At 36.7% G+C, this 23,080-nt stretch carries 19 protein-coding genes and 1 other RNA gene; 18 read left to right on the top strand and 2 right to left on the bottom strand.

The genetic code is table 11. The annotated features are described in order from the left end of the window. Positions 1 to 115 precede the first annotated feature (115 nt). Positions 116 to 3,601 (top strand): DNA polymerase III subunit alpha, encoded by a 3,486-nt coding sequence (locus DWW68_RS10460; protein WP_118589965.1) that lies wholly within the window; start codon positions 116 to 118, stop codon positions 3,599 to 3,601. A gap of 18 nt (positions 3,602 to 3,619) precedes the next feature. Next, positions 3,620 to 4,405 (top strand): RNA methyltransferase, encoded by a 786-nt coding sequence (locus DWW68_RS10455; protein ID WP_118589941.1) that lies wholly within the window; start codon positions 3,620 to 3,622, stop codon positions 4,403 to 4,405. Between the two features lie 77 nt (positions 4,406 to 4,482). On the opposite strand, the gene DWW68_RS10450 is transcribed toward DWW68_RS10455, so the two are convergent. Continuing rightward, positions 4,483 to 5,259 (bottom strand): adaptor protein MecA, encoded by a 777-nt coding sequence (locus DWW68_RS10450; RefSeq protein WP_118589939.1) that lies wholly within the window; start codon positions 5,257 to 5,259, stop codon positions 4,483 to 4,485. Positions 5,260 to 5,799: 540 nt separating this feature from the next. Between DWW68_RS10450 and DWW68_RS10445 the strand changes: the two genes are divergently transcribed. From DWW68_RS10445 to DWW68_RS10390, 12 genes are all read left to right on the top strand, one after another. Beyond that, positions 5,800 to 7,578 carry a glycosyl hydrolase family 18 protein gene (locus DWW68_RS10445; protein ID WP_021951790.1) on the top strand — a complete coding sequence of 593 codons (1,779 nt, stop codon included), beginning with the start codon at positions 5,800 to 5,802 and terminating at the stop codon, positions 7,576 to 7,578. A gap of 54 nt (positions 7,579 to 7,632) precedes the next feature. Further along, on the top strand, positions 7,633 to 8,022 hold the full coding sequence (locus DWW68_RS10440) for a hypothetical protein (protein ID WP_021951791.1): 390 nt from the start codon (positions 7,633 to 7,635) through the stop codon (positions 8,020 to 8,022). Positions 8,023 to 8,058: 36 nt separating this feature from the next. After that, the gene (gene tadA, locus DWW68_RS10435) at positions 8,059 to 8,514 is read left to right on the top strand and encodes a tRNA adenosine(34) deaminase TadA (RefSeq protein WP_118589937.1); all 456 of its coding nucleotides are present in this window, start codon (positions 8,059 to 8,061) and stop codon (positions 8,512 to 8,514) included. A 63-nt stretch (positions 8,515 to 8,577) separates the two neighbouring features. Further along, positions 8,578 to 8,838, top strand: an RNA gene (gene ffs, locus DWW68_RS10430) — signal recognition particle sRNA large type. A gap of 167 nt (positions 8,839 to 9,005) precedes the next feature. Continuing rightward, positions 9,006 to 9,314 carry a hypothetical protein gene (locus tag DWW68_RS10425; protein ID WP_118589935.1) on the top strand — a complete coding sequence of 103 codons (309 nt, stop codon included), beginning with the start codon at positions 9,006 to 9,008 and terminating at the stop codon, positions 9,312 to 9,314. 162 nt (positions 9,315 to 9,476) lie between these two features. Continuing rightward, positions 9,477 to 11,039: a DNA polymerase III subunit gamma/tau gene (dnaX, locus tag DWW68_RS10420; RefSeq protein WP_021951794.1), complete on the top strand. Its 1,563-nt coding sequence runs from the start codon at positions 9,477 to 9,479 to the stop codon at positions 11,037 to 11,039. Position 11,040: 1 nt separating this feature from the next. Continuing rightward, positions 11,041 to 11,379 carry a YbaB/EbfC family nucleoid-associated protein gene (locus DWW68_RS10415; protein ID WP_021951795.1) on the top strand — a complete coding sequence of 113 codons (339 nt, stop codon included), beginning with the start codon at positions 11,041 to 11,043 and terminating at the stop codon, positions 11,377 to 11,379. A gap of 30 nt (positions 11,380 to 11,409) precedes the next feature. After that, positions 11,410 to 12,006: a recombination mediator RecR gene (gene recR, locus DWW68_RS10410; protein ID WP_021951796.1), complete on the top strand. Its 597-nt coding sequence runs from the start codon at positions 11,410 to 11,412 to the stop codon at positions 12,004 to 12,006. Between the two features lie 42 nt (positions 12,007 to 12,048). Then, positions 12,049 to 15,036 (top strand): hypothetical protein, encoded by a 2,988-nt coding sequence (locus tag DWW68_RS10405; protein ID WP_118589933.1) that lies wholly within the window; start codon positions 12,049 to 12,051, stop codon positions 15,034 to 15,036. A 14-nt stretch (positions 15,037 to 15,050) separates the two neighbouring features. Next, entirely contained in the window at positions 15,051 to 15,887 is an 837-nt protein-coding gene (locus DWW68_RS10400) for a transketolase (RefSeq protein WP_118589931.1), read from the top strand. Next, positions 15,875 to 16,816 carry a transketolase family protein gene (locus DWW68_RS10395; protein WP_021951799.1) on the top strand — a complete coding sequence of 314 codons (942 nt, stop codon included), beginning with the start codon at positions 15,875 to 15,877 and terminating at the stop codon, positions 16,814 to 16,816. The genes DWW68_RS10400 and DWW68_RS10395 overlap by 13 nt, the downstream gene beginning before the upstream one ends. A gap of 344 nt (positions 16,817 to 17,160) precedes the next feature. Further along, positions 17,161 to 18,900: an ammonium transporter gene (locus DWW68_RS10390; protein WP_243053111.1), complete on the top strand. Its 1,740-nt coding sequence runs from the start codon at positions 17,161 to 17,163 to the stop codon at positions 18,898 to 18,900. Positions 18,901 to 19,048: 148 nt separating this feature from the next. Here the strand turns inward: DWW68_RS10390 and DWW68_RS10385 are convergent, their stop codons facing one another. Further along, positions 19,049 to 20,002, bottom strand: a complete 954-nt coding sequence (locus tag DWW68_RS10385) for a sigma-70 domain-containing protein (RefSeq protein WP_118589927.1) — start codon at positions 20,000 to 20,002, stop codon at positions 19,049 to 19,051. Between the two features lie 103 nt (positions 20,003 to 20,105). On the opposite strand from DWW68_RS10385, the gene DWW68_RS10380 reads away from it, so the two are divergent. The 4 genes from DWW68_RS10380 to DWW68_RS10365 all read left to right on the top strand — a co-directional run bounded on the left by DWW68_RS10380 (position 20,106) and on the right by DWW68_RS10365 (position 22,989). Continuing rightward, positions 20,106 to 21,242, top strand: coding sequence for a hypothetical protein (locus DWW68_RS10380; RefSeq protein WP_021951802.1), 1,137 nt, complete (start codon positions 20,106 to 20,108; stop codon positions 21,240 to 21,242). A gap of 13 nt (positions 21,243 to 21,255) precedes the next feature. Continuing rightward, positions 21,256 to 21,831 (top strand): flavin reductase family protein, encoded by a 576-nt coding sequence (locus tag DWW68_RS10375; protein WP_118589925.1) that lies wholly within the window; start codon positions 21,256 to 21,258, stop codon positions 21,829 to 21,831. Between the two features lie 20 nt (positions 21,832 to 21,851). Then, entirely contained in the window at positions 21,852 to 22,370 is a 519-nt protein-coding gene (locus DWW68_RS10370) for a shikimate kinase (protein WP_118589923.1), read from the top strand. A gap of 64 nt (positions 22,371 to 22,434) precedes the next feature. Beyond that, positions 22,435 to 22,989 (top strand): M23 family metallopeptidase, encoded by a 555-nt coding sequence (locus tag DWW68_RS10365; protein WP_118589921.1) that lies wholly within the window; start codon positions 22,435 to 22,437, stop codon positions 22,987 to 22,989. The last annotated feature ends 91 nt before the right edge of the window (positions 22,990 to 23,080 follow it).

Genomic DNA, 23,080 nt, shown 5'->3' with positions numbered 1-23,080 from the left:
AAATATGAACCTAAGAATTTTATAACCAAATGGAAGGGAAACTGTGTTATACTTGTATTTAGAATTGACGGTGTAGAAAATATGCATGGGCATAAAGACAGGAAAGCAGGTATATATGAGTTTTACACATTTACACGTCCATACAGAGTTTAGTTTGTTAGACGGTTCAAGTAAAATAAAAGAAATAACTAAGAGAGCTAAAGAATTGGGAATGGATAGTCTTGCCATTACAGACCATGGCGTAATGTATGGGGCAATAGATTTTTACCGTGCGGCATTGGCTAACGGCATAAAACCCATAATAGGTTGTGAGGTGTATGTAGCTCCCGGTTCAAGATTTGATAAAGAAGCAAATGCAGGTGAGGACAGGTACTATCACCTTATTTTGCTTGCAGAAAATAATAAAGGATATGCTAATTTATGCAAAATAGTATCTAAGGGATTTGTAGATGGTTTTTACTATAAGCCCAGAGTAGATTATGAAGTATTAAGGGAGTTTCACGAAGGAATTATATGCCTTAGTGCCTGTCTTGCAGGAGAAGTCCAGAGATTTCTTGCAAGAGGGGATTATCAGGCAGGAAAAGAGGCAGCACTTAGATACTTAGATATATTTGGTAAGGATAATTATTTTTTGGAATTACAGGATCATGGTATTCCGGAACAAAAAACTGTTAATCAGCAGCTTTTAAGATTAAGTGATGAATTGGGAGTGGACTTAGTATGTACCAATGACGTTCATTACACTTATGCAGATGATGTGGAAGCCCACGATATTTTATTGTGTATTCAGACAGGAAAAAAGAAGTCTGATGAAGACAGAATGAGATATGAAGGGGGACAATACTATTTAAAATCTCCTGAGGAAATGGCGGATTTATTTAAGTATGCTCCTCAGGCTTTGGAAAATACAGAAAAAATAGCTAAGCGTTGTAATGTAACCTTTGAATTTGGAGTAACTAAAATCCCAAGTTTCCCTGTTCCAAAGGGGTATACATCATGGACATATTTAAAGGAATTATGTGAAAATGGTTTACATAAAAGATATCCGGCGTTTAAAGGTGAAAAGGACGAAAACTGTAAGCTTTCCAGGGAAGAATTAGAAGACAGACTTAATTATGAACTTAATACAATAAAAAGTATGGGTTACATTGAATATTTCCTTATTGTATGGGATTTTATTCATTTTGCAAAATCCAGCGGAATTGCCGTAGGCCCGGGAAGAGGCTCTGCAGCAGGAAGCATTGTGTCTTATTGCCTTGAGATTACAGATATAGAGCCAATGAGATATAATCTGATTTTTGAGCGATTCCTTAATCCTGAAAGAGTTTCCATGCCTGATATTGACGTGGACTTCTGTATTGAAAGAAGACAGGAAGTTATTGATTATGTAGGAAGAAAATATGGAAAAGACCATGTGGCACAGATTGTAACCTTTGGAACACTGAAGGCAAAGGGAGTAATACGTGATGTGGCCAGGGTACTTGATATGCCTTATGCCCAGGCAGATGCCATTGCCAAAATGATACCAAATGATCTCCATATGACTCTTGATATAGCATTAAAGCAAAGCAAGGAATTAAGGGATTTATATGAAGGGGATTCGGATGTAAAGTATCTTATTGATATGTCAAAAAGACTTGAGGGACTCCCAAGACACGCATCCATGCATGCGGCGGGGGTTGTTATTTGCGGAAAGCCGGTAGATGAATATGTACCTTTGTCCAGAGCCTCAGACGGCTCCATAACTACCCAGTACATAATGACAACATTAGAGGAACTGGGACTTTTGAAAATGGACTTTTTAGGTCTTAGAAACCTTACGGTTATACAAAATGCCCTAAGATTCATTAAGAAAAACAGAGGTCTTGATATTGATTTAAACAAAATAGATTATTCAGATAAAAATGTACTTCACTATATTGGTACCGGAAATACAGAAGGAATATTCCAGCTAGAAAGCAGCGGAATGAAAAGCTTCATGAAGGAATTAAAACCTGAAAGCCTTGAAGATATTATAGCGGGAATTTCTTTGTACAGACCGGGACCGATGGATTTCATTCCAAAATATATTGAGGGAAAAAATAATGCAGACAGCGTAACCTACGATTGTCCTCAACTTGAGAGTATATTAGAGCCAACCTACGGATGTATCGTTTATCAGGAACAGGTAATGCAGATAGTCCGTGACCTGGCAGGATTTTCTCTGGGACGAAGCGATTTGTTAAGAAGAGCAATGTCAAAGAAAAAAGCGGATGTTATGGCAAAGGAGCGAAAGGTTTTTGTTTACGGTGACGAGCCAGAAAACATCAAGGGATGTGTAAACAATGGAATAAGCGAGTCAATTGCCAATAAAATATACGACGAAATGACGGATTTTGCCCAGTATGCCTTTAACAAGTCCCATGCTGCGGCATATGCTGTGGTTACATACCAGACAGCGTACCTTAAATATTATTATACTGCTGAATTTATGGCAGCGATGTTGTCGTCAGTTATGGATATGACTGACAAGGTAGCAGAATATGTATATTCCTGTCGCTCCATGGGAATAAAAATTTTGCCACCGGACATAAATGAAGGTGAAAGCGGATTTTCAGCTAAAGGAGACAGTATCAGATATGGTCTTACAGCAATAAAAAATGTAGGAAAAGCTGTTATCGACAATATAGTAGCTGAAAGAGAGGCTCGTGGAATATATAAAGACCTTGAAGATTTCATTTCAAGGACAGCACCTCTTGGAGTAAATAAAAGAGCCATTGAAAATTTCATTAAGGCGGGAGCCTTTGATTCATTTGGTGCCACGAGAAAGCAGATGATGATGGTTTATGTTCAGATTGTGGACAGTGTAAACCAGGATAAAAAAGATACCATGCAGGGACAAATGTCATTGTTTGACATTGCCGATGAGGACCAGAAAAAGAATTACAAAATGCAAATGCCAAATGTTGGTGAATATGATAATGACCAGAAGCTTGAATTTGAAAAGGAAGTTATTGGAATATATGCCAGTGGTCATCCTCTATCTGACATGGAAGAAAAGTGGAAACGTGTTATTACAAATATGAGTCTTGATTTTGCTGTTCCTGAAGAAGGGGAAAGTTATAAAATAAAGGACAAAAGCCGGGTTACGGTAGGAGGTATAATAACCACTGTAACGAGAAAATTCACAAAGCGTGGAGAACAGATGGCGTTTTTAACTTTGGAAGATTTAGTGGGAACTGTGGAAATCGTTGTTTTTCCAAGAGAATTTGATAAATATAGGGAAATTCTAATGGAAGGCAGAAAAATATTTATCACAGGAGAGGCAGATATACAGGAAAATGCTCCGGGAAAGGTTAAGGCAAGTGAAATAAAAGAGTTTGTTCAGGTTCCGTCAGAGCTTTGGATAGCCTTTAAGGATAAGGAAGCCTATATTGCCGGGGAACAGAAGTTAATCAGTCTTTTATCTGAAAATAAAGGAAATGACAGAGTTATGATAGCATTGGCGAAGGAGCGTCAGAGAAAAATGATGCCGGCACAGTACAGGGTAGATGCCAATAAGAATTTTGTTGAAAAATTAAAGGAAATCTACGGAGAGGATTTAGTAAAGCTTCTTCAGTAAAAAATGGGAGATTAGGATATGCTAATTACATCAGCTACAAATGCTCATATAAAAAATATTATAAGTCTTAAAGAAAAGTCTAAAGTGCGAAAATCCACCGGGTTGTTTACGGTAGAAGGCATTAAGATGTTTTTGGAGGTCCCAAGGGACGAACTGAAAGAGATTTATGTTTCAGAAAGTTTTGAAAAAGAAAACAAGGACAGTCTTAAAGGCTATAGCTACAATATAGTAAGTGATAACATATTTAAAAAAATATCAGATACTGTTACACCGCAGGGAGTTTTAGCCATAGTAAAGCAAAAAAAATATACCGTAGAGGATATAATTGAAAAACGTAATAAAAATGGCAGCTGTATTGTGGTATTAGACCGGTTGCAGGATCCGGGAAATTTGGGAACAATTGTGAGAACCGGTGAGGGAGCAGGAATTTCAGGCATAATAATGAGCAGTGATTGTGCAGATATATATAACCCAAAGGTAATACGTTCAACTATGGGTTCCATATTCAGGGTTCCTTTTGCCATTTCCCATAATTTGCCGGAGGACATAGACAAGTTAAAACAAGGGGGTATTACAACCTACGCAGCACATCTAAAGGGGGATTTGTACCACAACGGTGTGTTTAACAGGGATGTTGCACTGCTAATTGGCAACGAGGCAAGGGGCCTTAGTCAGGAAGTGTCACAAAAGGCGGATAGACTTATAAAGATACCTATGGAAGGAAAGGTGGAATCATTAAATGCAGCAATTGCCACGGCAATTCTTATGTATGAAGCAAAAGCTGTCAGGGACAAAATACAATAGATGAAATATAATTAACATAAAAATAACCGGGCATTAACGATTTGAAATCGTTAGAACCCGGTTATTTTTGGTTATAATTAATAGGCAATAGAAGCCAGCTTCTCAACAGCATGATCTGCAATAATTACTTCATAATGCTCATTAAGATATGCCGGTTTAAAAGCCGTCACATCTTCGGTCCTGCCGTATTCTGAAATAAGTCCTCTGGCCCTTGCTACAAAAAATTCGTCTTTTGAAGTAAAAAGAACGTTAAGATAATATCTGCCATCTAAAGGAGACTTATATAGGGAACTTTCACCTGAAAATTCATCATTTAAAATTCCTGCTAAATCAATTAAAACATTCAAATCATCATAAGAAGAAAGAAGATGGACTGAATATTCCTCTAATTTAGGCTGATTATTATCTTTATCTAAAGAAGATTCCTCATCTAAAGGAGCTTCGTCATCGTAGTCATCTAAAGAATCCTCTATTATTTCATCAAAATCATCAAGTTCAACCCCTGCATCACCAAAATGTGCATATAAGCTTTCCTTAATTTTTTCCTTTAATTCCTCAGGAAAACCGTTGGAAAACAATGAAGGATAGTGATGACCATCCTCATCCTGATTAGGAACCTTAGTTATAACCAGAACAATACCATCAGAAGGAATCGGTGTGGCTTCTACCATTAACGGAATGTTACTAACATCAAAACCAAAATCATCATTTGCCTGACGCATCATGTCCTGAAAAAGTTCTTTAATCTTCATGGAACCGTATGCCAACTCACTTATTGTAATGTCACGATCCTCAAGGTCCTCCCTGGTTAAGGTACAGCGAATCTGATTGTCATTGATTTTTTCAATTTTCATAAAAATCACCTCTCATTCGAATAGATTCGTTATAATACAAAAACATTTATGATACTAGTATATCCAATAAACCTAAAAGTGTAAAGATTTTAGGTTAGCAATATCTTACAAGTACAATATATATACTGTAAAAATGTACAAAGTATGACAAAATTTTTAAAAATGGTAACAGCTTAGCCATGCGATACAGTTACAGCTCAGCCATCCCAGCTCGAATCCACAGGCATAGCTGTTACAAAAAATAGGTTGCAATATATAAACAATATGATATAATCGGTTTAAGGTTAAATGAATAATACGGAAACATAGCATAACAATAACTAAAATTAGTATTTCACAAGAAAGTTTATGGTTTCCCCATGAATGTAGACTTCTGTACTATTATAGTGCAGAAGTTTTCATATGTAAGGGAAAATACTGTATGCAGTCTTTTTTATTTATGGTATGATAAAAGTGTTATGTTCCATTTATGGGACATTTCCGACGAAATGCCTCTGATTAAAGGTAGGGGCATTACATTTATTATAAGGAGGAATTACAGTGAGAAAAAACGTAAGATATATTGCACTTACCGCATTAGTGATTTCAGCGTTTGTTTTATCAGGATGTGATATGTTTAGAAAGACTAATGATGGAAAAGTGGATTTAAAATGGTATATGGGACTTACCTATGAAGATGACAATGGCAAGGATGTTAATTACACTACCAAAAGCGGTGACAGTGTAGTGGCAGTTGCATTAGAGGATAAATATAGCGAACAGTACGGAATTATGAAGGATGCAGATGTATTTGTAAGCATTGATATGGTTAAAGACAATATAGACCCAAGATTTTACTATGATAAAAGCAATGGGAGTTTAATGTTTACCAACGCAACAACTTCCTATGAAATGCCTCTTAATGAAAATGTTATAGACAAGGAAAAGGTTAATTATACAACCTGCATTAAAGAAAATAAAAAATGCTATATAAATATAGAAACCGTTAAAAAGTTTGTAGATATTAATTATAAATTAACTAAGGCAGAAGGTGATGCACCGGCTATTTTAAGTATTACATATAAAAGTGGAAAGAAAAATATAATGACTACTGACAGTAATATTGAAATGCGTACTAAAGGTGATTACCAGAACCTTATAGTAAAAGAAATTTCAAAGGGAACAAAGGTTACGGTTATAGAAAGTGGCAAGAACTGGGATAAAGTACGAACAGAAAACGGCTATATCGGATACATTCCCGTATCGGAGTTAAATGATAGTGGAACTCAGGAGGTTTCATTTAAAAATGACGATGATACATACACTCATGTAACATTAGATACAAAGGTGAGTCTGGCATGGAATCAGATATATAATCAGAATGCCAATAACAACTTTGATGAACTGACAGCAAATGTTAAAGGGGTAAATGTTATTTCCCCTACATGGTTTTCATTGGTGGATAAAAACGGAAATCTGTCATCCCTTGCAGATTTAAATTATGTGGAAAAAGCCCATAAAAAGGGAATGCAGGTGTGGGCGTTAGTTAATGACTTTACAGACAGGAAACTTACAAAGAAGGTATTAACATCAACTGCTCTTAGAAAGAAATTTATTAACAATATAATGTATTTTGCAGACAGTTATGAACTAGACGGCGTTAATATTGACTTTGAATATATAACAGAAGAGATTATTGATGACTATCTTCAGTTCCTTAGGGAATTATCCATTGAGTGTAGGGCTGCTAAAAAAGTTCTTTCGGTAGATAATTATGCACCATCTAAATGGAGTGCCTATTATGACAGAAAGCAGCAGATTAAATTAGTGGATTATTTGATTATAATGAATTATGATGAACATACTTCTGCAAGTGATGAGGCAGGTTCAGTGTCATCTATGTCTTATGCACAAAATTCAATTAAAGATACTTTGGAAGAAACAGGAAATTCTGACAGAGTAATAAATGGAATGCCGTTTTATACAAGAATCTGGGAAACAAAAAGTGAAGAGGATGGCAATGCAGATGGTTCAGGAAAGCTTATTGAAGATGCAGCAAATGGAAATTATTATTTATCAAGCAAGGCTGTTGGAATGAATGCCGCAAAGAAAGAATACAAGGCTGCAGGAGTTAAGCCGGCTTTTGACGAAACTACAGGACAGAATTTTGTAACGTATACAAAGGGAAGCAGTACTTTCATGATTTGGCTTGAGGATGAAACATCAGTTAAGTCAAGGCTGGAATTAATGAATAAGTACAAATTAGGAGGAGCTGCTTACTGGTCATTAGGTCAGGAAGAGGACGGCATCTGGAAAACAATTTCAGAATATTTTAAATAATAGTTATAATTTACATTTTTGCCTCATATAATTCAGTGAAGGAGTGAGGCAAAAATGAATAATAGGAAGTTATTGTATATTTATTATTATGTAAACGGAAGAAAAGTAAGGAATGTAGGATTTGTGGAATGTAAGGAAAAGGACACTACCTGTAAATTTAATCTTACTTTAAAAATACCAAAGGGATATCTTGCAGAGTTTGTTAATATTTACTTATACCGTTATGGAAGTAAGAAGGGATACAAAATTGGTTCCTTAAATCCTGTGGTGGAAAATTCCATGTACACCATAAAGGTAGATAAGAATGAATTAGAACAAAACGGATTTTCCATGGAGGAAATAGCAGGAATATACATATTTAGTAATGAGTACGAAGGTGGAGAATTCAGGGCTGATATGGAGGAAGGCAAAAGAGCCGGTTATCAGGTAAGATATGTGGGATAAATATGTTAAAAGTTTATATAAAATATCAGATGGAATATTAAGATGAAAGAAAAGTACATGAGAGAGGCAATAAAGCAGGCAAAAAAGGCATGGGATATTGGTGAGGTACCTATAGGATGCGTTATTGTATATAAGGATAAAATAATAGGCAGAGGCTATAACAGAAGAATGGTTGACAAAAATACTTTAAGCCATGCCGAGTTAAATGCCATAAAAAAGGCCAGTAAAAAGCTTGATGACTGGAGGCTTGATGATTGTGAGATGTATGTTACCACTGAGCCGTGCCAGATGTGTGCAGGAGCCATAGTTCAGGCAAGAATAAAAAAAGTATATATAGGATGCATGAATCCAAAGGCAGGATGTGCAGGCTCTATTATGAATCTGTTGCAGGTGGACAAATTTAACCATCAGGTAGAGATTGAAAAGGGCATATTAGAAGAAGAATGCAGCAGCCTTTTAAAGGATTTTTTTAGAAATCTTAGAAAATCATAGTTGACAAAGAAAAAGTCATTGGGTTATACTGTATTTCTGACAAATGAATTTGTTATAACACTTCCGTGCAGCCGGGGAGGTAGCGGCGCCCTGAACCTGCAATCCGCTATAGCAGGGGTGATGGTTTGTGTCGGGTATATCTTGTAGGGCTGCCCTTTATAAGTGATGTTGACGTCCGGGTCTTATGCAACGGGGTCCTGTGAACCGTGTCAGGTCAGGAATGGAGCAGCACTAAGCAGATCATCTCGTGTGACATGAGGGTGCCTGGACCGAGTTAACTGTAAAGGTAACGCTTATGGGATATTCACAAAGCAAACCGCACGGATTAATAAAATAAAACATATAAGGGAGTTAGAACATTAACAGTTATTTAGCTGTTTGGTTTTAACTCCCTTTTTGTGTGCCTGGTTTTATTCATTTAATTCTCACGAAAAATACACCCTATTAACACCGGATAGACAAAAACACAACTTGAAGAGCAGCTTACTAAATTGCAGGAACAGCTTACTCAGGCACAGTCAGCATATGAACAGGCAGTGGAAAATGAGGAAAATACCAATAAGCAAAATTCCAACAGCATTGACAATGCATCAGATAGTGTGGAGGATACCGGAAAATGGGAGAAGATTAACCGATTTGAGCTTAAATCAGCTCCCGTTGCATACTTAAAAATTGAACCCTCAGGAGATATGGTGGAAATATATTCACCGGACGATAATAATGGATATTGCCGTGTAGATAAAAGTTATTATAAGATTCCAACAGAGGTATATGATTACATAATGAGTAAAATTAAATAAAGACATATAAGTGTCAATATACTTAATAAAAATATAGAAAAGTTTTCCAACGTCTTGTATGGAAAACTTTTTTGGTTTATAATGATTCCAAAGGCGCAATGGGTGTAGTGCGCCCAAAATCTAAAAAAACAATTTTGCGTGAATATTACGAAGGGAGAAAACATGTCTTATACAGCATTATACAGAAAATTCAGACCTACATCATTTGAGCAGGTTAAAGGGCAGGATCATATAGTACAGACGCTTAAAAATCAGATTAATGCTAACAGAATAGGACATGCATATCTTTTTTGTGGAACACGGGGAACAGGAAAAACAAGTGTGGCGAAGATTTTTGCCAGAGCTGTAAACTGTGAACACCCTATAGATGGAAGCCCGTGCAATGAATGTGAAACGTGTCGGGCAATTAATTCAGGCAGTGCAATGAATGTAGTTGAAATAGATGCGGCATCAAACAACGGTGTAGATAATATTCGTCAGATAAGAGATGAAATCCAATATACGCCGGCTAATGGAAAGTATACCGTGTACATTATCGACGAGGTGCATATGTTATCCATTGGTGCTTTTAATGCACTTTTAAAAACATTAGAGGAACCACCGTCATATGTAATGTTTATTTTGGCTACTACAGAACCCCATAAAATACCAATAACTATTTTATCAAGGTGTCAGAGGTATGATTTTAAAAGAATCACCATAGATACAATAGCTGCCAGACTTACGGAATTAATGGAAAAGGAAGGCATAGAGGTAGAGGATAAGGCTATCAGATATGTGGCAAAGGCAGCGGATGGCTCCATGCGTGATGCTCTTAGTCTTTTAGACCAGTGTATAGCGTTTTATCTGGGACAGAAGCTAACCTACGAAAATGTGTTAGAGGTTTTAGGGGCAGTTGACAATGAAATTTTCAGCAGACTTACCAGAAGTATTATTGCAGGGAATGTTACTGAATGTATTAACATATTAGATGAAATGGTTATGCAGGGAAGAGAACTAGGGCAGTTTGTCAGTGATTTTATATGGTACCTGCGTAATTTAATGCTTATAAAGACTTCTGACGGAGCAACGGATTTTATAGATGCTTCGGCAGAACGTATAGAGGCATTAAAGGAAGAAGCATCAATGGTTGAGACAGATGTAATAATGAGATATATACGGGTGTTCTCAGAACTTGCCGGTCAGATAAAATATGCTTCAAATAAAAGAGTGCTGATAGAAATTGCACTTATAAAACTAAATAAGCCTCAGATGGAAAATGATACGGCATCCCTAATTAACAGAATTTCTATTTTGGAAAACAAAATGGAAAAGGGGGATTTTGTGGCAAAGGTAGCGGTGCCTGCAACTGAGGAGAAGGTAGAAAGTAAACCTAAAAAAGTCTTTGACAAGCCTGTTCCGGCAGATATCCAGTATGTAGTGGATAACTGGGGAAAGGTAAAAAGACATATTTCAAATCCGTATAAGACATTTCTAAATGATGCCAGGTTTAGTGTCAAAGGGGATGATACCCTTCTTATAGTATTTAATCCGGGAGCTATCGGATATGAGGGCTGCAATAAACCTGAGATTATAGAAATGCTTAATAATATAATAAGTGAAGAAATTAATAAGCAGGTCAAGGTAGAAATGACAATGCTTGAAGGCAACCAAAACTTTGGAGATTATTTCCAGGAGGTTGTGTTAAAGAATATTAATATGGAAGTAGTACAGGAGGATTTTTAAAATGGCAAAAAGAGGTGGATTTCCGGGAGGAATGCCGGGGAATATGAATAATATAATGAAGCAGGCACAGAAGATGCAGAAGCAGATGGAGGAAGCCCAGGCAGAACTTGAAGCTTCCGAATATACTGCAACAGCAGGTGGTGGAGCCGTTGAAGTTACAATTTCAGGTTCAAAGGAAATTACAAAAATTAAACTTGATCCGGAAGTTGTAGACCCTGATGACATTGAAATGTTAGAGGATTTAGTTATGGCAGCAGTAAATGAGGCTATAAGAAAAATGGAAGAAATGTCAACACAGAAAATGTCCAAAATTACCGGAGGATTAGGCGGACTGTTCTAATAGTTTGACTTAAAGAAAGAGGTAAGGACATTGGATTACTACAGTGGATATATAACAAAACTAATTGAAGAATTATCGACTCTTCCGGGAGTGGGTGCAAAAACCGCAGGAAGACTGGCATTTCATATTTTGGACATGCCCAAAGAGCAGGTAGAGGATATTGCAAATGCCATGATAAACGCCAAGGAAAATGTTAAATACTGTAAGACATGTTGTACCCTTACTGACCAGGACGAATGCCCTATTTGCAGTAGTAAGGAAAGAGACCATAAGACTATTATGGTAGTTGAGTCTACCAAAGACATGGCGGCATACGAAAAGGTCGGAGAGTATAAGGGAGTTTATCATGTACTTCACGGAGCAATAAATCCCATGGCAGGTATAGGACAAAATGATATCCGCTTAAAAGAGCTGTTTGAACGTCTGAAGGACGACGTAAATGAGGTGATTATTGCTACTAATTCCAGTGTGGAAGGTGAGGCAACAGCCATGTATATCAGCAAGGTTGTTAAGCCTTTGGGAATAAAGGTTACAAGAATTGCCAGCGGTGTTCCTGTAGGAGGAGATTTAGAATGTATTGATAATGTAACATTGCTCAGGGCATTACAGGGACGAGTTACGGTTTAGAAAATGTAAGCATGGATAAATATTAAAATAAGAGGAATTCAAATGGACAAAAACGAGCAGAAGCTGAAATTAGAGGAAATAAAAAGAGCACTGCATGACAGGGATTACGAAGAGGCAGGTAAAATAGCAGATGCTTTGGATATAAAGAAAATTAAAGATAACAATTTACTTAACATCGTGGCAAATGCATATGAATTAAACCATAATTATGAGAAGGCAAAAGAAGTGCTTCTTACAGCCTATGAAAACACAAATACCGGTCGTCATATAGCGTATAAGCTATGTCTTTTGTCAATAAAGACAAAAGATTTTACCGCAGCTAAGGATTATTACGAAGATTTCGTGGAAATGGCACCTAGGGATACATCAAGATTTGTGCTTAAATACAAAATGGCAAAGGCACAGGAAAAGCCTATTGAAGAGTTAATTGGCATACTGGAGGAGTATGTTAATATTGATATGGAGGAAAGATGGGCATATGAGTTAGCCAAACTGTATCACATAATCGGTGACAAGCAGAAATGTATTGATATATGTGATGAAATATGCCTTTGGTTTGCTGAGGGAAAATATGTATTTAAGGCAATGGATCTTAAGAAAATGTATAGCCCGCTAACCCCTGCACAGCAGGAAAAATATGATGAAAACAAGAAAAAAATAGCAATGGAAGCCGAAGCAGCTAAAAAGCATGCGGAGGAATTAAAGCCGTTAGATGTTAAAATGGATATTGTTCATGATATTCCTGAAATTAAGGTGGAACCACAAACTGCGGAGGAGGATATTCAGGCAGCAGTGGCAGACAGCGTGAAAGAGATTCTTGCAGACGAGAAGAAAGAACAGTCTAAGATGGCACAGAATAAGGAGACAGAGGACGAACTTTCGAAAACAAGAATTTTTGACAATACAGCTTCAGGTAATTTAGGAGAAACAAAGATTTTTCCTAAAATGAATGGCGATATGGAAGAAATTATATTAAAATCCGAAGAGGATGACTTAAACAATAAAACCATTGAGGAGTTAATGGAAGAGGCAGAAATAGCTGAACAGCCGGTAGATGAAGAAAAAATCGAGGAAGAGGTTTCAGAACTTGAAGAAGAGGATGAAACTGAAAAAGAGCCGGTAATGGAAGAAATAGTAACGGACTTAGAAGGTGAAAAGGCAAAAGCCCAAAGCAGGGAGGCTGATGAATCATCTTTGCAGTCAGAAGTTACGGAGGATAAGAAAGAACCGGAAGCAGAAAAAGATGAAACATCGGAAATACAGGAAAAATCCCATTCGGAGGATTTGAAAGAAGAAACAGGGCCGGTACAGGAACAGAATGAAGCCGAAAATACCATTAGTGACATGAATGGAGTTGCGGATATATTAAGGAAACTTCAGGAAAGAGGCATATTAAAGGCGGATACTGTTAAGCAGGCTGTAAATATTATAGATGAGGCAACTTCTGCAAGAGAGGAGTTAGAGGAATCTCTAAAGGAAAAGGATGAATTACTTCATTTTAACAGCGAAGATAATTTGCAGAAGGATGGACAGGTTGAAGAGGAGGTTATTGAGCCGGAAAATGAACCTGAGGCAGAGGTAAAACCACAGCCGGAAGTAGAAACCGAGCCTGAGGTAGAGATTGAAGCTGAACAGAAAGCAGAAATTGAGCCTGAGGCTAAAGCTGAACAGAAAGCACAATCTGAACCGGAAATTGAGCCGGAAACGGATGTAGAGCCTAAAGCCCAAAGGGAAGCACAGAATAATTTAGAACCGGAAGAAATAGAAGATGATATGGTAGCAGACCTTAAGATAGACAACTCAGGATTTGTTACCCAGGAACTTCCAACAGAAGATGAATTAAAATCTGCTGTCAGAGAAACTGAAAATCAAAAGTCAGAGGCACCAAAGGCTGAAAAGCCGGGCATGAATTTAAAGGTTAAAAATGCTACATCAGCAAGTATAGAAATTCTTTCAGGAGCAGGTATTGTAGAAGAAGGAAAATTAGAAATCAAGGTACCTGACATGGTAGAAGAGGAAAAGCCGGATGAAAATTTAAGCCAATCACCTGAAGTATTAGAAGAGCCGAAGGAAGAGGAAGAAGAAGTGACACCGGAGGTAACGGAAGAACCGGAAGATAAACAGGCAAAACCGGATGATACAAAGGAAGAAGGAAAAGAAGGAAATACTGACAAGGCTATAGTAAGGAAAAAGGCAAAGCCGATATATAATGAGGAGATTCTGCCTACCGATAAGACTAATGGAGATTCTGCAGAGGACGTAGAGCCTGAAATAGTTTTAACAGAGGAAGAACTGTCAGCTTTTAAAAACTATCTTAATGTGGAAGGATTTGACACCAATATAAGGGATGTTTTAAAGGATTTAATTATTAATTACAAGCCTAATGGAAATTCAGCAGAGGGCAATATAGTTATTATGGGAAGTGAAAAGACGGGTAAAACCACACTTGCCATAGAAATTATTAAGCTTGTAAATAAAAAGCGTGGCAGAAGAAACAGAAAACTGGCAAAAATAGATGCTGTGGCACTTAACAGAAAAGGTTTTAGAACAGTGTTATCAAAGCTTCTTGGAAGTGATTTGATTATTGAAAATGCTGACAGGTTAGGACCTATGACATTAAGTGAAATAACAGATGTATCAGGTATGTTTACAGATGACATGATTATTATCTTAGAAGGCGAAACTGATGGAATGACAAAGATATTAAATGAATCCCAGAGGGCTGCAAGGGTATTTAATCATGTAGTTACCATAAGAGAATACGACATTAAGGAATGGGTAGAATATGGTAAACGCTATGCAAAAGACAAGGGATATGTTTTTGACGAGGTTGCAAACCTTGCATTTTATAAGGCTATAGATGACTTCTTTGGTGTAAATAAGGGAATTGGCAGAAGTGATGTTGAAAGCATTGTAGATGAGGCTATTTCTAAATCAAGAAGAATAGGAAGAAAGCTAAAGGGTATCTTCGCATCTAAAAAAGATGAGGAAGGTAATAACATATTGGTAGAATCAGATTTTAATGTATAAGAAAGGAAGAAACAATGGAAAATTTACAGTTAAAAAAGATTGCTAACGAAGTAAGGAAAAACATTGTTACAGGTCTTCACAGTGCAAAATCAGGACATCCGGGCGGCTCTTTATCAGCTGCTGATATGGTAACTTTCCTGTATTATGAGGAAATGAATGTTGATGCCAAAAATCCAAAAAATCCTAACAGAGACAGATTTGTTTTATCAAAGGGACATGCAGCACCTGTTTTATATGGAGTACTTGCTGAAAAAGGATTTATTCCAAAAGAAGATATTGTGACACTTCGTAAGCCGGATTCATATTTGCAGGGACATCCTGATATGAAGCATACTCCGGGAGTTGATATGTCATCAGGTTCATTAGGTCAGGGAGTATCTACAGCAGTAGGTATGGCATTGGCAGGCAAAATGGATCATAAGGATTACAGAGTATACACATTATTAGGTGATGGTGAAATAGAAGAAGGACAGGTTTGGGAGGCAGCAATGTTTGCCGGACACAGAAAGTTAGACAATCTTGTGGTAATAGTAGATAACAATAATCTTCAGATTGACGGAACAGTGGAAGAAGTATGTTCACCATACCCTATTGATAAGAAGTTTGAAGCATTTAATTTTCATGTTATTGTAATTAACGGACATGATTTTGATGAAATAAGAAATGCCCTTAATGAGGCAAAAAATACAAAGGGACAGCCTACAGCCATTATTATGAATACCGTAAAGGGAAAAGGGGTTTCGTTTATGGAAAATCAGGTAAATTGGCATGGCGCAGCACCTAATGATGAACAGTTTGCCGTGGCAATGGAAGAATTAGAGAAAGCAGGTGAAGCATTATGTCAGAAGTAAAGAAGATAGCAACAAGAGAAAGCTATGGTAAAGCACTTGTAGAGCTTGCAAAGGAACATGACGATATTGTGGTACTTGATGCGGATCTTGCAGCAGCTACAAAAACTGCCATTTTTAAGAAAGAGTTTCCTGATAGACATATTGACTGCGGTATTGCAGAAGCTAATATGATGGGAATAGCAGCAGGATTATCTACCTGTGGAAAGGTACCTTTTGCCAGCACATTTGCAATGTTTGCAGCAGGAAGAGCTTTTGAGCAGGTGAGAAACACTATAGGATATCCACACCTTAATGTAAAAATCGGGGCAACTCATGCAGGAATTTCTGTAGGAGAAGACGGTGCCACACATCAGTGTAATGAAGATATTGCGCTTATGAGAGTTATACCGGGAATGACAGTTATAAATCCATGTGATGATGTGGAAGCCCGTGCAGCAGTAAAGGCAGCATATGAAATGGAAGGCCCTGTATATATGAGATTTGGACGTCTTGCAGCACCGGTTATTAATGATGAAAACAATTATAAATTTGAAATTGGAAAAGGCATATTAATGCGTCAGGGAAGTGACATTACAATTGTTGCTACCGGTCTTATGGTGTCTTATGCCCTTGAAGCAGCAGAAAAACTTGCAGCAGAGGGAATTAGTGCCGAGGTTATTAATATTCATACAATTAAGCCTTTAGATGAAGATATAATTGTAAAATCCGCTGAAAAGACTAAGAATGTGTTTACAGTGGAAGAACATTCCGTAATTGGTGGTTTAGGAAGTGCAGTATGTGATGCATTAAGTGCAAAATGCCCTACAAAGGTAACTAAGATAGGTGTAAATGACGTGTTTGGACATTCAGGACCGGCTTTAGAGCTTATAAAAGAGTTTGGACTGGATGGAGAAGGCATATATAATAAAATTAAGGAGAATATACAGTAATCTTTAATAAAGTTTATAAAAAACGGAAAAAAGTTTACGAAATAAAACCTAACATTAATAAATTAAAGTCTGAATTTAAGAAAATTAAATTTGGACTTTTTTTTATTAGCAAAAGTGATTTATCCATTGAAATAAAAAAATATGATGTTATACTAATGCATGTTGAACGAAATGCAAGGGAGCAGACGTAAAGGTCTAGCTCCCTTTTTCGTTTCTGAGAGCACATAATTATTGAAAAGCACAATGGCAAATTCAGTAATTGTGTCGTCTGGGAAAACATCCCCTTTAAATGTTTTCCAGGTAAAAATATTATTTAGGACTAAAAAAGAATGGAGGAATTAGTTATGGGAGCACAAGAGATTATTAAAGCAGCAACAGACAGCAGTTTTGCTATTTGGTTCCTTATTGGTGCCAGCCTGGTATTCTTTATGCAGGCAGGCTTCGCAATGGTTGAAACAGGATTCACAAGAGCAAAGAATGCCGGCAACATTATTATGAAAAACTTAATGGACTTTTGTATCGGTACTATAATGTACATAGTATTAGGTTTCGGGCTTATGATGTCAGAGGATTATGTAATGGGAATTATTGGTATTCCAAATCTTGATATCTTTATCCATTATGACACATTTAACTGGTCACAGTTCGTATTTCAGTTAGTATTCTGTGCAACAGCAGCTACAATTGTTTCAGGTGCTATGGCTGAAAGAACAAAGTTCAGTGCTTACTGTATTTATTCAGCAGCAATCAGCTTAATAGTATATCCTATTGAAGCAGGCTGGGTTTGGAACTATGGTGGCAACGGATGGTTACAGCAGTTACATTTCGTAGATTTCGCAGGTTCAGCAGTTATTCACTCTGTAGGTGGTATGGCGGCATTAGTTGGAGCCATTATTGTGGGACCTCGTATTGGCAAGTACACAAAGAGATCTAATGGTAAAATCAGATCAAACGCCATTGCAGGTCACTCAATAACTCTTGGTGCATTAGGATGCTTCATTCTTTGGTTTGGATGGTATGGATTTAACGGTGCAGCAGCTACAAACAATGACAGCTTAGCATCAATCTTTATGAATACAACAATTGCACCGGCAACAGCAACAGTAGTTTGTATGATATTTACATGGATTAAAGACGGAAAGCCTGATGTTGGTATGTGTCTTAACGCATCCCTTGCAGGTTTGGTAGCAATTACAGCAGGATGTGCTTCAGTTGATACTGTAGGAGCATTAATCATTGGTGCAGTTTCAGGTATATTAGTGGATGTAGTAGTAGAAGTTTTAGATAAGAAGTTCCACATTGATGACCCGGTTGGTGCCGTTGGTGTTCACTGGGCAAACGGTGTTTGGGGAACAATTGCCGTAGGTTTATTTGCAACAGGTAGGGGAGAAACAGTTAATGCATTTGCAGATGGTTCTTACTACGCAGGTTTATTCTATGGTGGTGGAGCAAAACTTTTAGGAATCCAGATTTTAGGTATTGTAGCAATTGATGTTTACGCAGCAATAATGATGACAATTGTATTCCAGATTATTAAACATACAATTGGACTTAGAGTTAAACCAGAAGAAGAAATCATTGGTATGGATATTTCAGAACATGGCCTTGCATCAGCTTACGCAGATTTCCTCCCAGCAGCACCATCATATGCAGGAGAAAGCGAAGGTTCAGTTGACCTTTCAGATGTTAAACCGGTTGCTCTTGCTCTTGGCGAAAGAGAAGAAGGCAGATATACAAAGATTTCCATTATATGTCCGGAAGAAAGATTTGGTGTACTTCGTGACACAATGAATGCTATTGGAGTAATGGGAATGACGGTATCTCAGGTAATGGGATGTGGAGCTGAGAAAGGTAAGACAGGTAGATACAGAGGTGTACCAACCACAATGAACCTTTATAAGAAAGTACAGGTTGACATAGTAGTTTCAACAGTTGATCCGGGACTTGTTGTGGCAGCAGCAAGAAAGGCACTTAATACTGAACACTATGGCGACGGTAAGATTTTCGTAACAAATGTAGAAGATGTTATGAGAGTTCGTACAGGTGAAGTTGGTGTGGAAGCATTAGCTTACAAGGATAAATAAAAAACAGGAAAAGAGTTGTATATCAGTTAGATATTTTGGAACTCTGTTCTTAAATATATATTTTACTTAATCTCATTAAAAAGGGCTGTGGTCTTGACCTGATAAGTCAAAGCCGCAGCCTCTTTTATGCCTTATTAAGCTAAAAAAACTACTTACTATGTCTCCATGTAAGAGGTTGATTATTATCATTGTCGTTTAAATCTGAAGTATTTCCGGTTTGGGAAGTATCCTCTGCAATTTTGGTATCCTGATTAACTGACAAAGTGTTAATGGATGTTTTTAATAAAAGAGATACCTCATCTTCGTCAATACCCATAGCTTCAGATAATTCAGCTAATTCAGGAACACGACCAAGCTTTTCACTTAACTGCTTTGTAACTTTATCCAGTAAATTAAGCTGGTCAGCCAAATGCTGGCTTATGCGGTCAGAATTAATCTGTTCGTTAATGGTATTTTTTATGGCATCAGTAACACGGTTTGTAATAAATTCATTAAAGTCACCGCAATTACTGTTATAATCAGATACCGCCAGCATCATGCCAATATTTCCTTCCTGAATAAGGTCGCCAAAGGAGACCCCTTTGCCACGAAAATTACCGGCAAGTTCTGCTACTAATGAAAGACTACCTTCAACTAAACGTTTTGAAGCTTCGGCATTACCTGAAAGTAACTGATTTATTAATTCAACCTTTTCTGTGTCAGACAAAGGTTCAATGTTTTCCATATCTGACATATACATATTGACGAAAGCGATTTCCTCTTGGGACTCCTTAAAATTTGAAACTTTTTCAGGAATGCCTTCATTAGGGGAATCCTCCGCTATGCTTTCTGTGGTATCTTCATTTAATGTGTCAAAAAAAGACGTTGGTGTAAATCCTAAAACCTTTATTTTATTAAGGCTTAAATAGTCGTTAATAAAACCGTACTGACTTTCGTCATCAATTAAATCCTTGAAAAAGACCTTAACATCTTCCTGAGTGATTTCGTTACCTTTTGTAGCTGCGTAATCCACAAGAGAAGTAAGAGCCTCGTTAAATTGTGCTTTTTTATCCATAACAATATAATAGTCGGAAAAACTTTTTATCCGACTGAATCCTTTCATATGTTATGTTAATGATACATAAAAGCCTTGCAAAAATCAAGGATAATGGGTAACATTTAAGTACACGTATATATAAAACAGACATTAATGCAGGAGTAGACTTATGAAGAAGAAATCGATAATAAGGGAAAGAGTAGTATCTCTTTTTTTCATATTAATATTTATAGCAGTTTGCATGGGAATTGGAGCAGGAATGGCATATATAAACCATGAGTCAGATCCCACAGATGTTGCCGCAGGATATTTCAGAGCGTTTGTAAGCAGTGATTTTAATAAAATGTATGATTACCTTACAAAGGAAAAAGAGGTTTACATAAATAAAGAAACATATATCGAAGCCATGAAGCAAATGCGCTTACAGTATACAATTGATTCTTACGAAATATTAGACCCGGAGAAAAAGAACGGACAAAAGTTAGTCAGGGTAAAATGTATAGATGACTCAAAAAAAGAAAACAGATATTTTGAAATATATGTTGATGAAATAAGAAAGGGAATGAATATTATACCGGAATACTCTGTTAATTGCGACAGCATGATTGTAAAAAATTTTACTGTAGTTATTAACAGTGGAAATCAATTAAAAATTAACGGGAAAACCATTACAAAGGATAATGCTTCCGTAGAAGAAAAGGATGGTAAATTGACTTATAAATTTAAGGGTATTCTTTTGGGAGATTACAAGGTAGTGGCTACAAACAAATATTATGCAGTAAACAGTCAGGTGGATTTAAAGAAACCTGATACAACGCTTGATATGACAAAAAAATCTTACACTGCCAGTGAAGAATATTCCGGGAAAATAAAACAGTCAGGAGATAAAGTCATTAAGTTATTTTATAAGGCGGCAAGGGATAAAAAACCATCCTATCCAAACCTTATAAAATGCTTTCCTAATAATAAAAAGCTGAAAAGTAAGGTCAAGGACCTTGTTACTAAGACACAGGATATAATATATCCGCCGGATACTAAAAATATAGAAGACTATAAGGTATCTGACTTTAATATAAATAATTTAAAGAATACCATAACGTATAATGACAAAACAAAGGTTTATACTTTAAAATATACTTATAGCTATAATTATATGGCATCTACAAAGACCACATTGTATAATAGTTATGTGTATACCCTATCCGGAAAATGTAAAAGTGAAATGACTTTAAACTATACCTTAAAGGGTGATGATATTTCACTTACGGATATAAAGTTATTAAACAAAAATACTAAGAAGGAATAAAGGAGATAATTACATGGCAAAAGATATTTGGAAACCGGGAAATATGTTGTATCCCCTGCCGGCTGTTTTAGTTACTGCTACAGACGGAGAAGGAAATGATAATGTATTTACAGTAGCATGGACAGGCACGGTAAGTTCGGATCCTGCTATGGTGTACATTTCAGTAAGACCTTCAAGGCATTCTTATGATATGATAAAACACACAGGTCAGTTTGTTATAAATCTTACTACAGAGGAACTTGCCAAGGCTACAGATTACTGTGGCGTAAAGTCAGGGAGAGACGAGGACAAGTTTAAGGCAATGAATCTTACAAAGGAGGAGGCAAAATATGTTGCGGCACCTCTTATAAAGGAAAGTCCGGTAAACATTGAATGTGAGGTTCTTGAAATTACACATCTGGGAACTCACGACATGTTTTTGGCAAAGGTTTTATGCGTTCATGCTGATGAAAAATATATGGATTCTAAAGGAAAGTTTGATTTGGCAATGGCAGCACCGCTGGTTTATTCCCACGGACAGTATTACGGAGTAGGAAAAAAACTGGGAAGATTTGGATTCTCAGTGAGAAAAAACAAAAAGAGAAAATAAGAATCAGGAGGCTGAAAATTATGAGCAAAAGCAGCGATAACATTATATTGATAGGTATGCCGGGAGTTGGAAAAAGCACTGTAGGAGTAGTGCTGGCAAAGGTATTAGGCTATAGCTTTATTGATTCTGATTTAGTTATTCAGGAGAAAACAGGACGCCTCCTTAAGGATATTATTGCTGAAGAAGGTACAGAGAAATTTAAGGAGATTGAAAATGACGTAAATAAATCCCTTAACACAACAAAGGCGATAATAGCTACCGGAGGAAGTGCAGTTTACGGTCAGGAGGCAATGGAGCATTTTGCAAAAATTGGAACCATTGTGTATCTGGAATTAGAACTTAATGAGTTGTCAAAGAGACTGGGAAGTCTTAAAAAACGTGGGGTGGTTTTAAAGGAAGGACAGACTCTTAAGGATTTATATAATGAAAGAACACCGTTATATGAAAAATATGCGGATATAATAGTAAATGAGCACCACAGTACAATACAGAAAACTGTGAACAAAATTGTTGAAAAATTGGAGGAAATGAAAAATTAAAATTATTAATAATCTATTTAATCAGAAGAGATGGTTTTGGGCTGTATCAGCTCTTGCCTTACAAATGATGATAGTTATTATTTTTTCCCAGATGGCAATGGAAATACATGCTTATAGTTTCATTGCCGGGCAAAATATAAAAATAAAAGAAGCTAAAGATAAGGCTGAAATGGCAAAAAAAGTTGTAACTAAAAAGAAAACCATTAAGAAAAAGGCAAAAAGTTCTGAGGCTTCTTTTATTATGCCTGTAAATGGAGGAATTACCACCTCAAAGTTTGGGGATACAATATCAAGAAGCTCAAGGCATTTAGGACATGACTGGGGAGTATGTGTGGGAACAAAGGTAAAAGCGGCAAAGGAAGGAAGGGTAACCTTAGCGTATTATAGTGAAAGCTATGGTTACAACGTTTTAATTAATCACGGAAATTTTGTGGAAACCAGATATGCTCATATGTCGGAATTAAATGTGGAAAAGGGGCAGAAGGTTTCAAGGGGACAGGTAATAGGATTAAGTGGAAATACAGGAGACAGTACCGGTCCTCATCTTCATTTTGAAGTAATAATTAATGGAAAAAAAGTTAATCCCGTTAATTATGTAAAGTCCGGAAACGGTGGGTAACTTTTACCCGCTTAGTGCATATTCTAAAATTATAAAAAGCCTTTAGCTGTTTACAAAGTAGGAGATTGTGTTATAATATATGAAAGTGTGC

Origin of the sequence: Eubacterium sp. AF16-48, assembly GCF_003479405.1 — a bacterium.
Taxonomy (GTDB): Bacteria; Bacillota; Clostridia; order Lachnospirales; family Lachnospiraceae; genus Eubacterium_G; species Eubacterium_G segne.
Note: the sequence above shows the minus strand (reverse complement) of the source record. Positions and strands in the feature narration are given on the sequence as shown.

Bases quoted from the DNA above. Each gene is read 5' to 3' on its own strand.
- DWW68_RS10460 (WP_118589965.1), top strand. From the start codon at position 116: ATGAGTTTTACACATTTACACGTCCATACAGAGTTTAGTTTGTTAGAC.
- DWW68_RS10455 (WP_118589941.1), top strand. From the start codon at position 3,620: ATGCTAATTACATCAGCTACAAATGCTCATATAAAAAATATTATAAGT.
- DWW68_RS10450 (WP_118589939.1), bottom strand. From the start codon at position 5,259: ATGAAAATTGAAAAAATCAATGACAATCAGATTCGCTGTACCTTAACC.
- DWW68_RS10440 (WP_021951791.1), top strand. From the start codon at position 7,633: ATGAATAATAGGAAGTTATTGTATATTTATTATTATGTAAACGGAAGA.
- dnaX (WP_021951794.1), top strand. From the start codon at position 9,477: ATGTCTTATACAGCATTATACAGAAAATTCAGACCTACATCATTTGAG.
- DWW68_RS10415 (WP_021951795.1), top strand. From the start codon at position 11,041: ATGGCAAAAAGAGGTGGATTTCCGGGAGGAATGCCGGGGAATATGAAT.
- DWW68_RS10405 (WP_118589933.1), top strand. From the start codon at position 12,049: ATGGACAAAAACGAGCAGAAGCTGAAATTAGAGGAAATAAAAAGAGCA.
- DWW68_RS10400 (WP_118589931.1), top strand. From the start codon at position 15,051: ATGGAAAATTTACAGTTAAAAAAGATTGCTAACGAAGTAAGGAAAAAC.
- DWW68_RS10395 (WP_021951799.1), top strand. From the start codon at position 15,875: ATGTCAGAAGTAAAGAAGATAGCAACAAGAGAAAGCTATGGTAAAGCA.
- DWW68_RS10390 (WP_243053111.1), top strand. From the start codon at position 17,161: ATGGGAGCACAAGAGATTATTAAAGCAGCAACAGACAGCAGTTTTGCT.
- DWW68_RS10385 (WP_118589927.1), bottom strand. From the start codon at position 20,002: ATGAAAGGATTCAGTCGGATAAAAAGTTTTTCCGACTATTATATTGTT.
- DWW68_RS10380 (WP_021951802.1), top strand. From the start codon at position 20,106: ATGAAGAAGAAATCGATAATAAGGGAAAGAGTAGTATCTCTTTTTTTC.
- DWW68_RS10375 (WP_118589925.1), top strand. From the start codon at position 21,256: ATGGCAAAAGATATTTGGAAACCGGGAAATATGTTGTATCCCCTGCCG.
- DWW68_RS10370 (WP_118589923.1), top strand. From the start codon at position 21,852: ATGAGCAAAAGCAGCGATAACATTATATTGATAGGTATGCCGGGAGTT.
- DWW68_RS10365 (WP_118589921.1), top strand. From the start codon at position 22,435: ATGATGATAGTTATTATTTTTTCCCAGATGGCAATGGAAATACATGCT.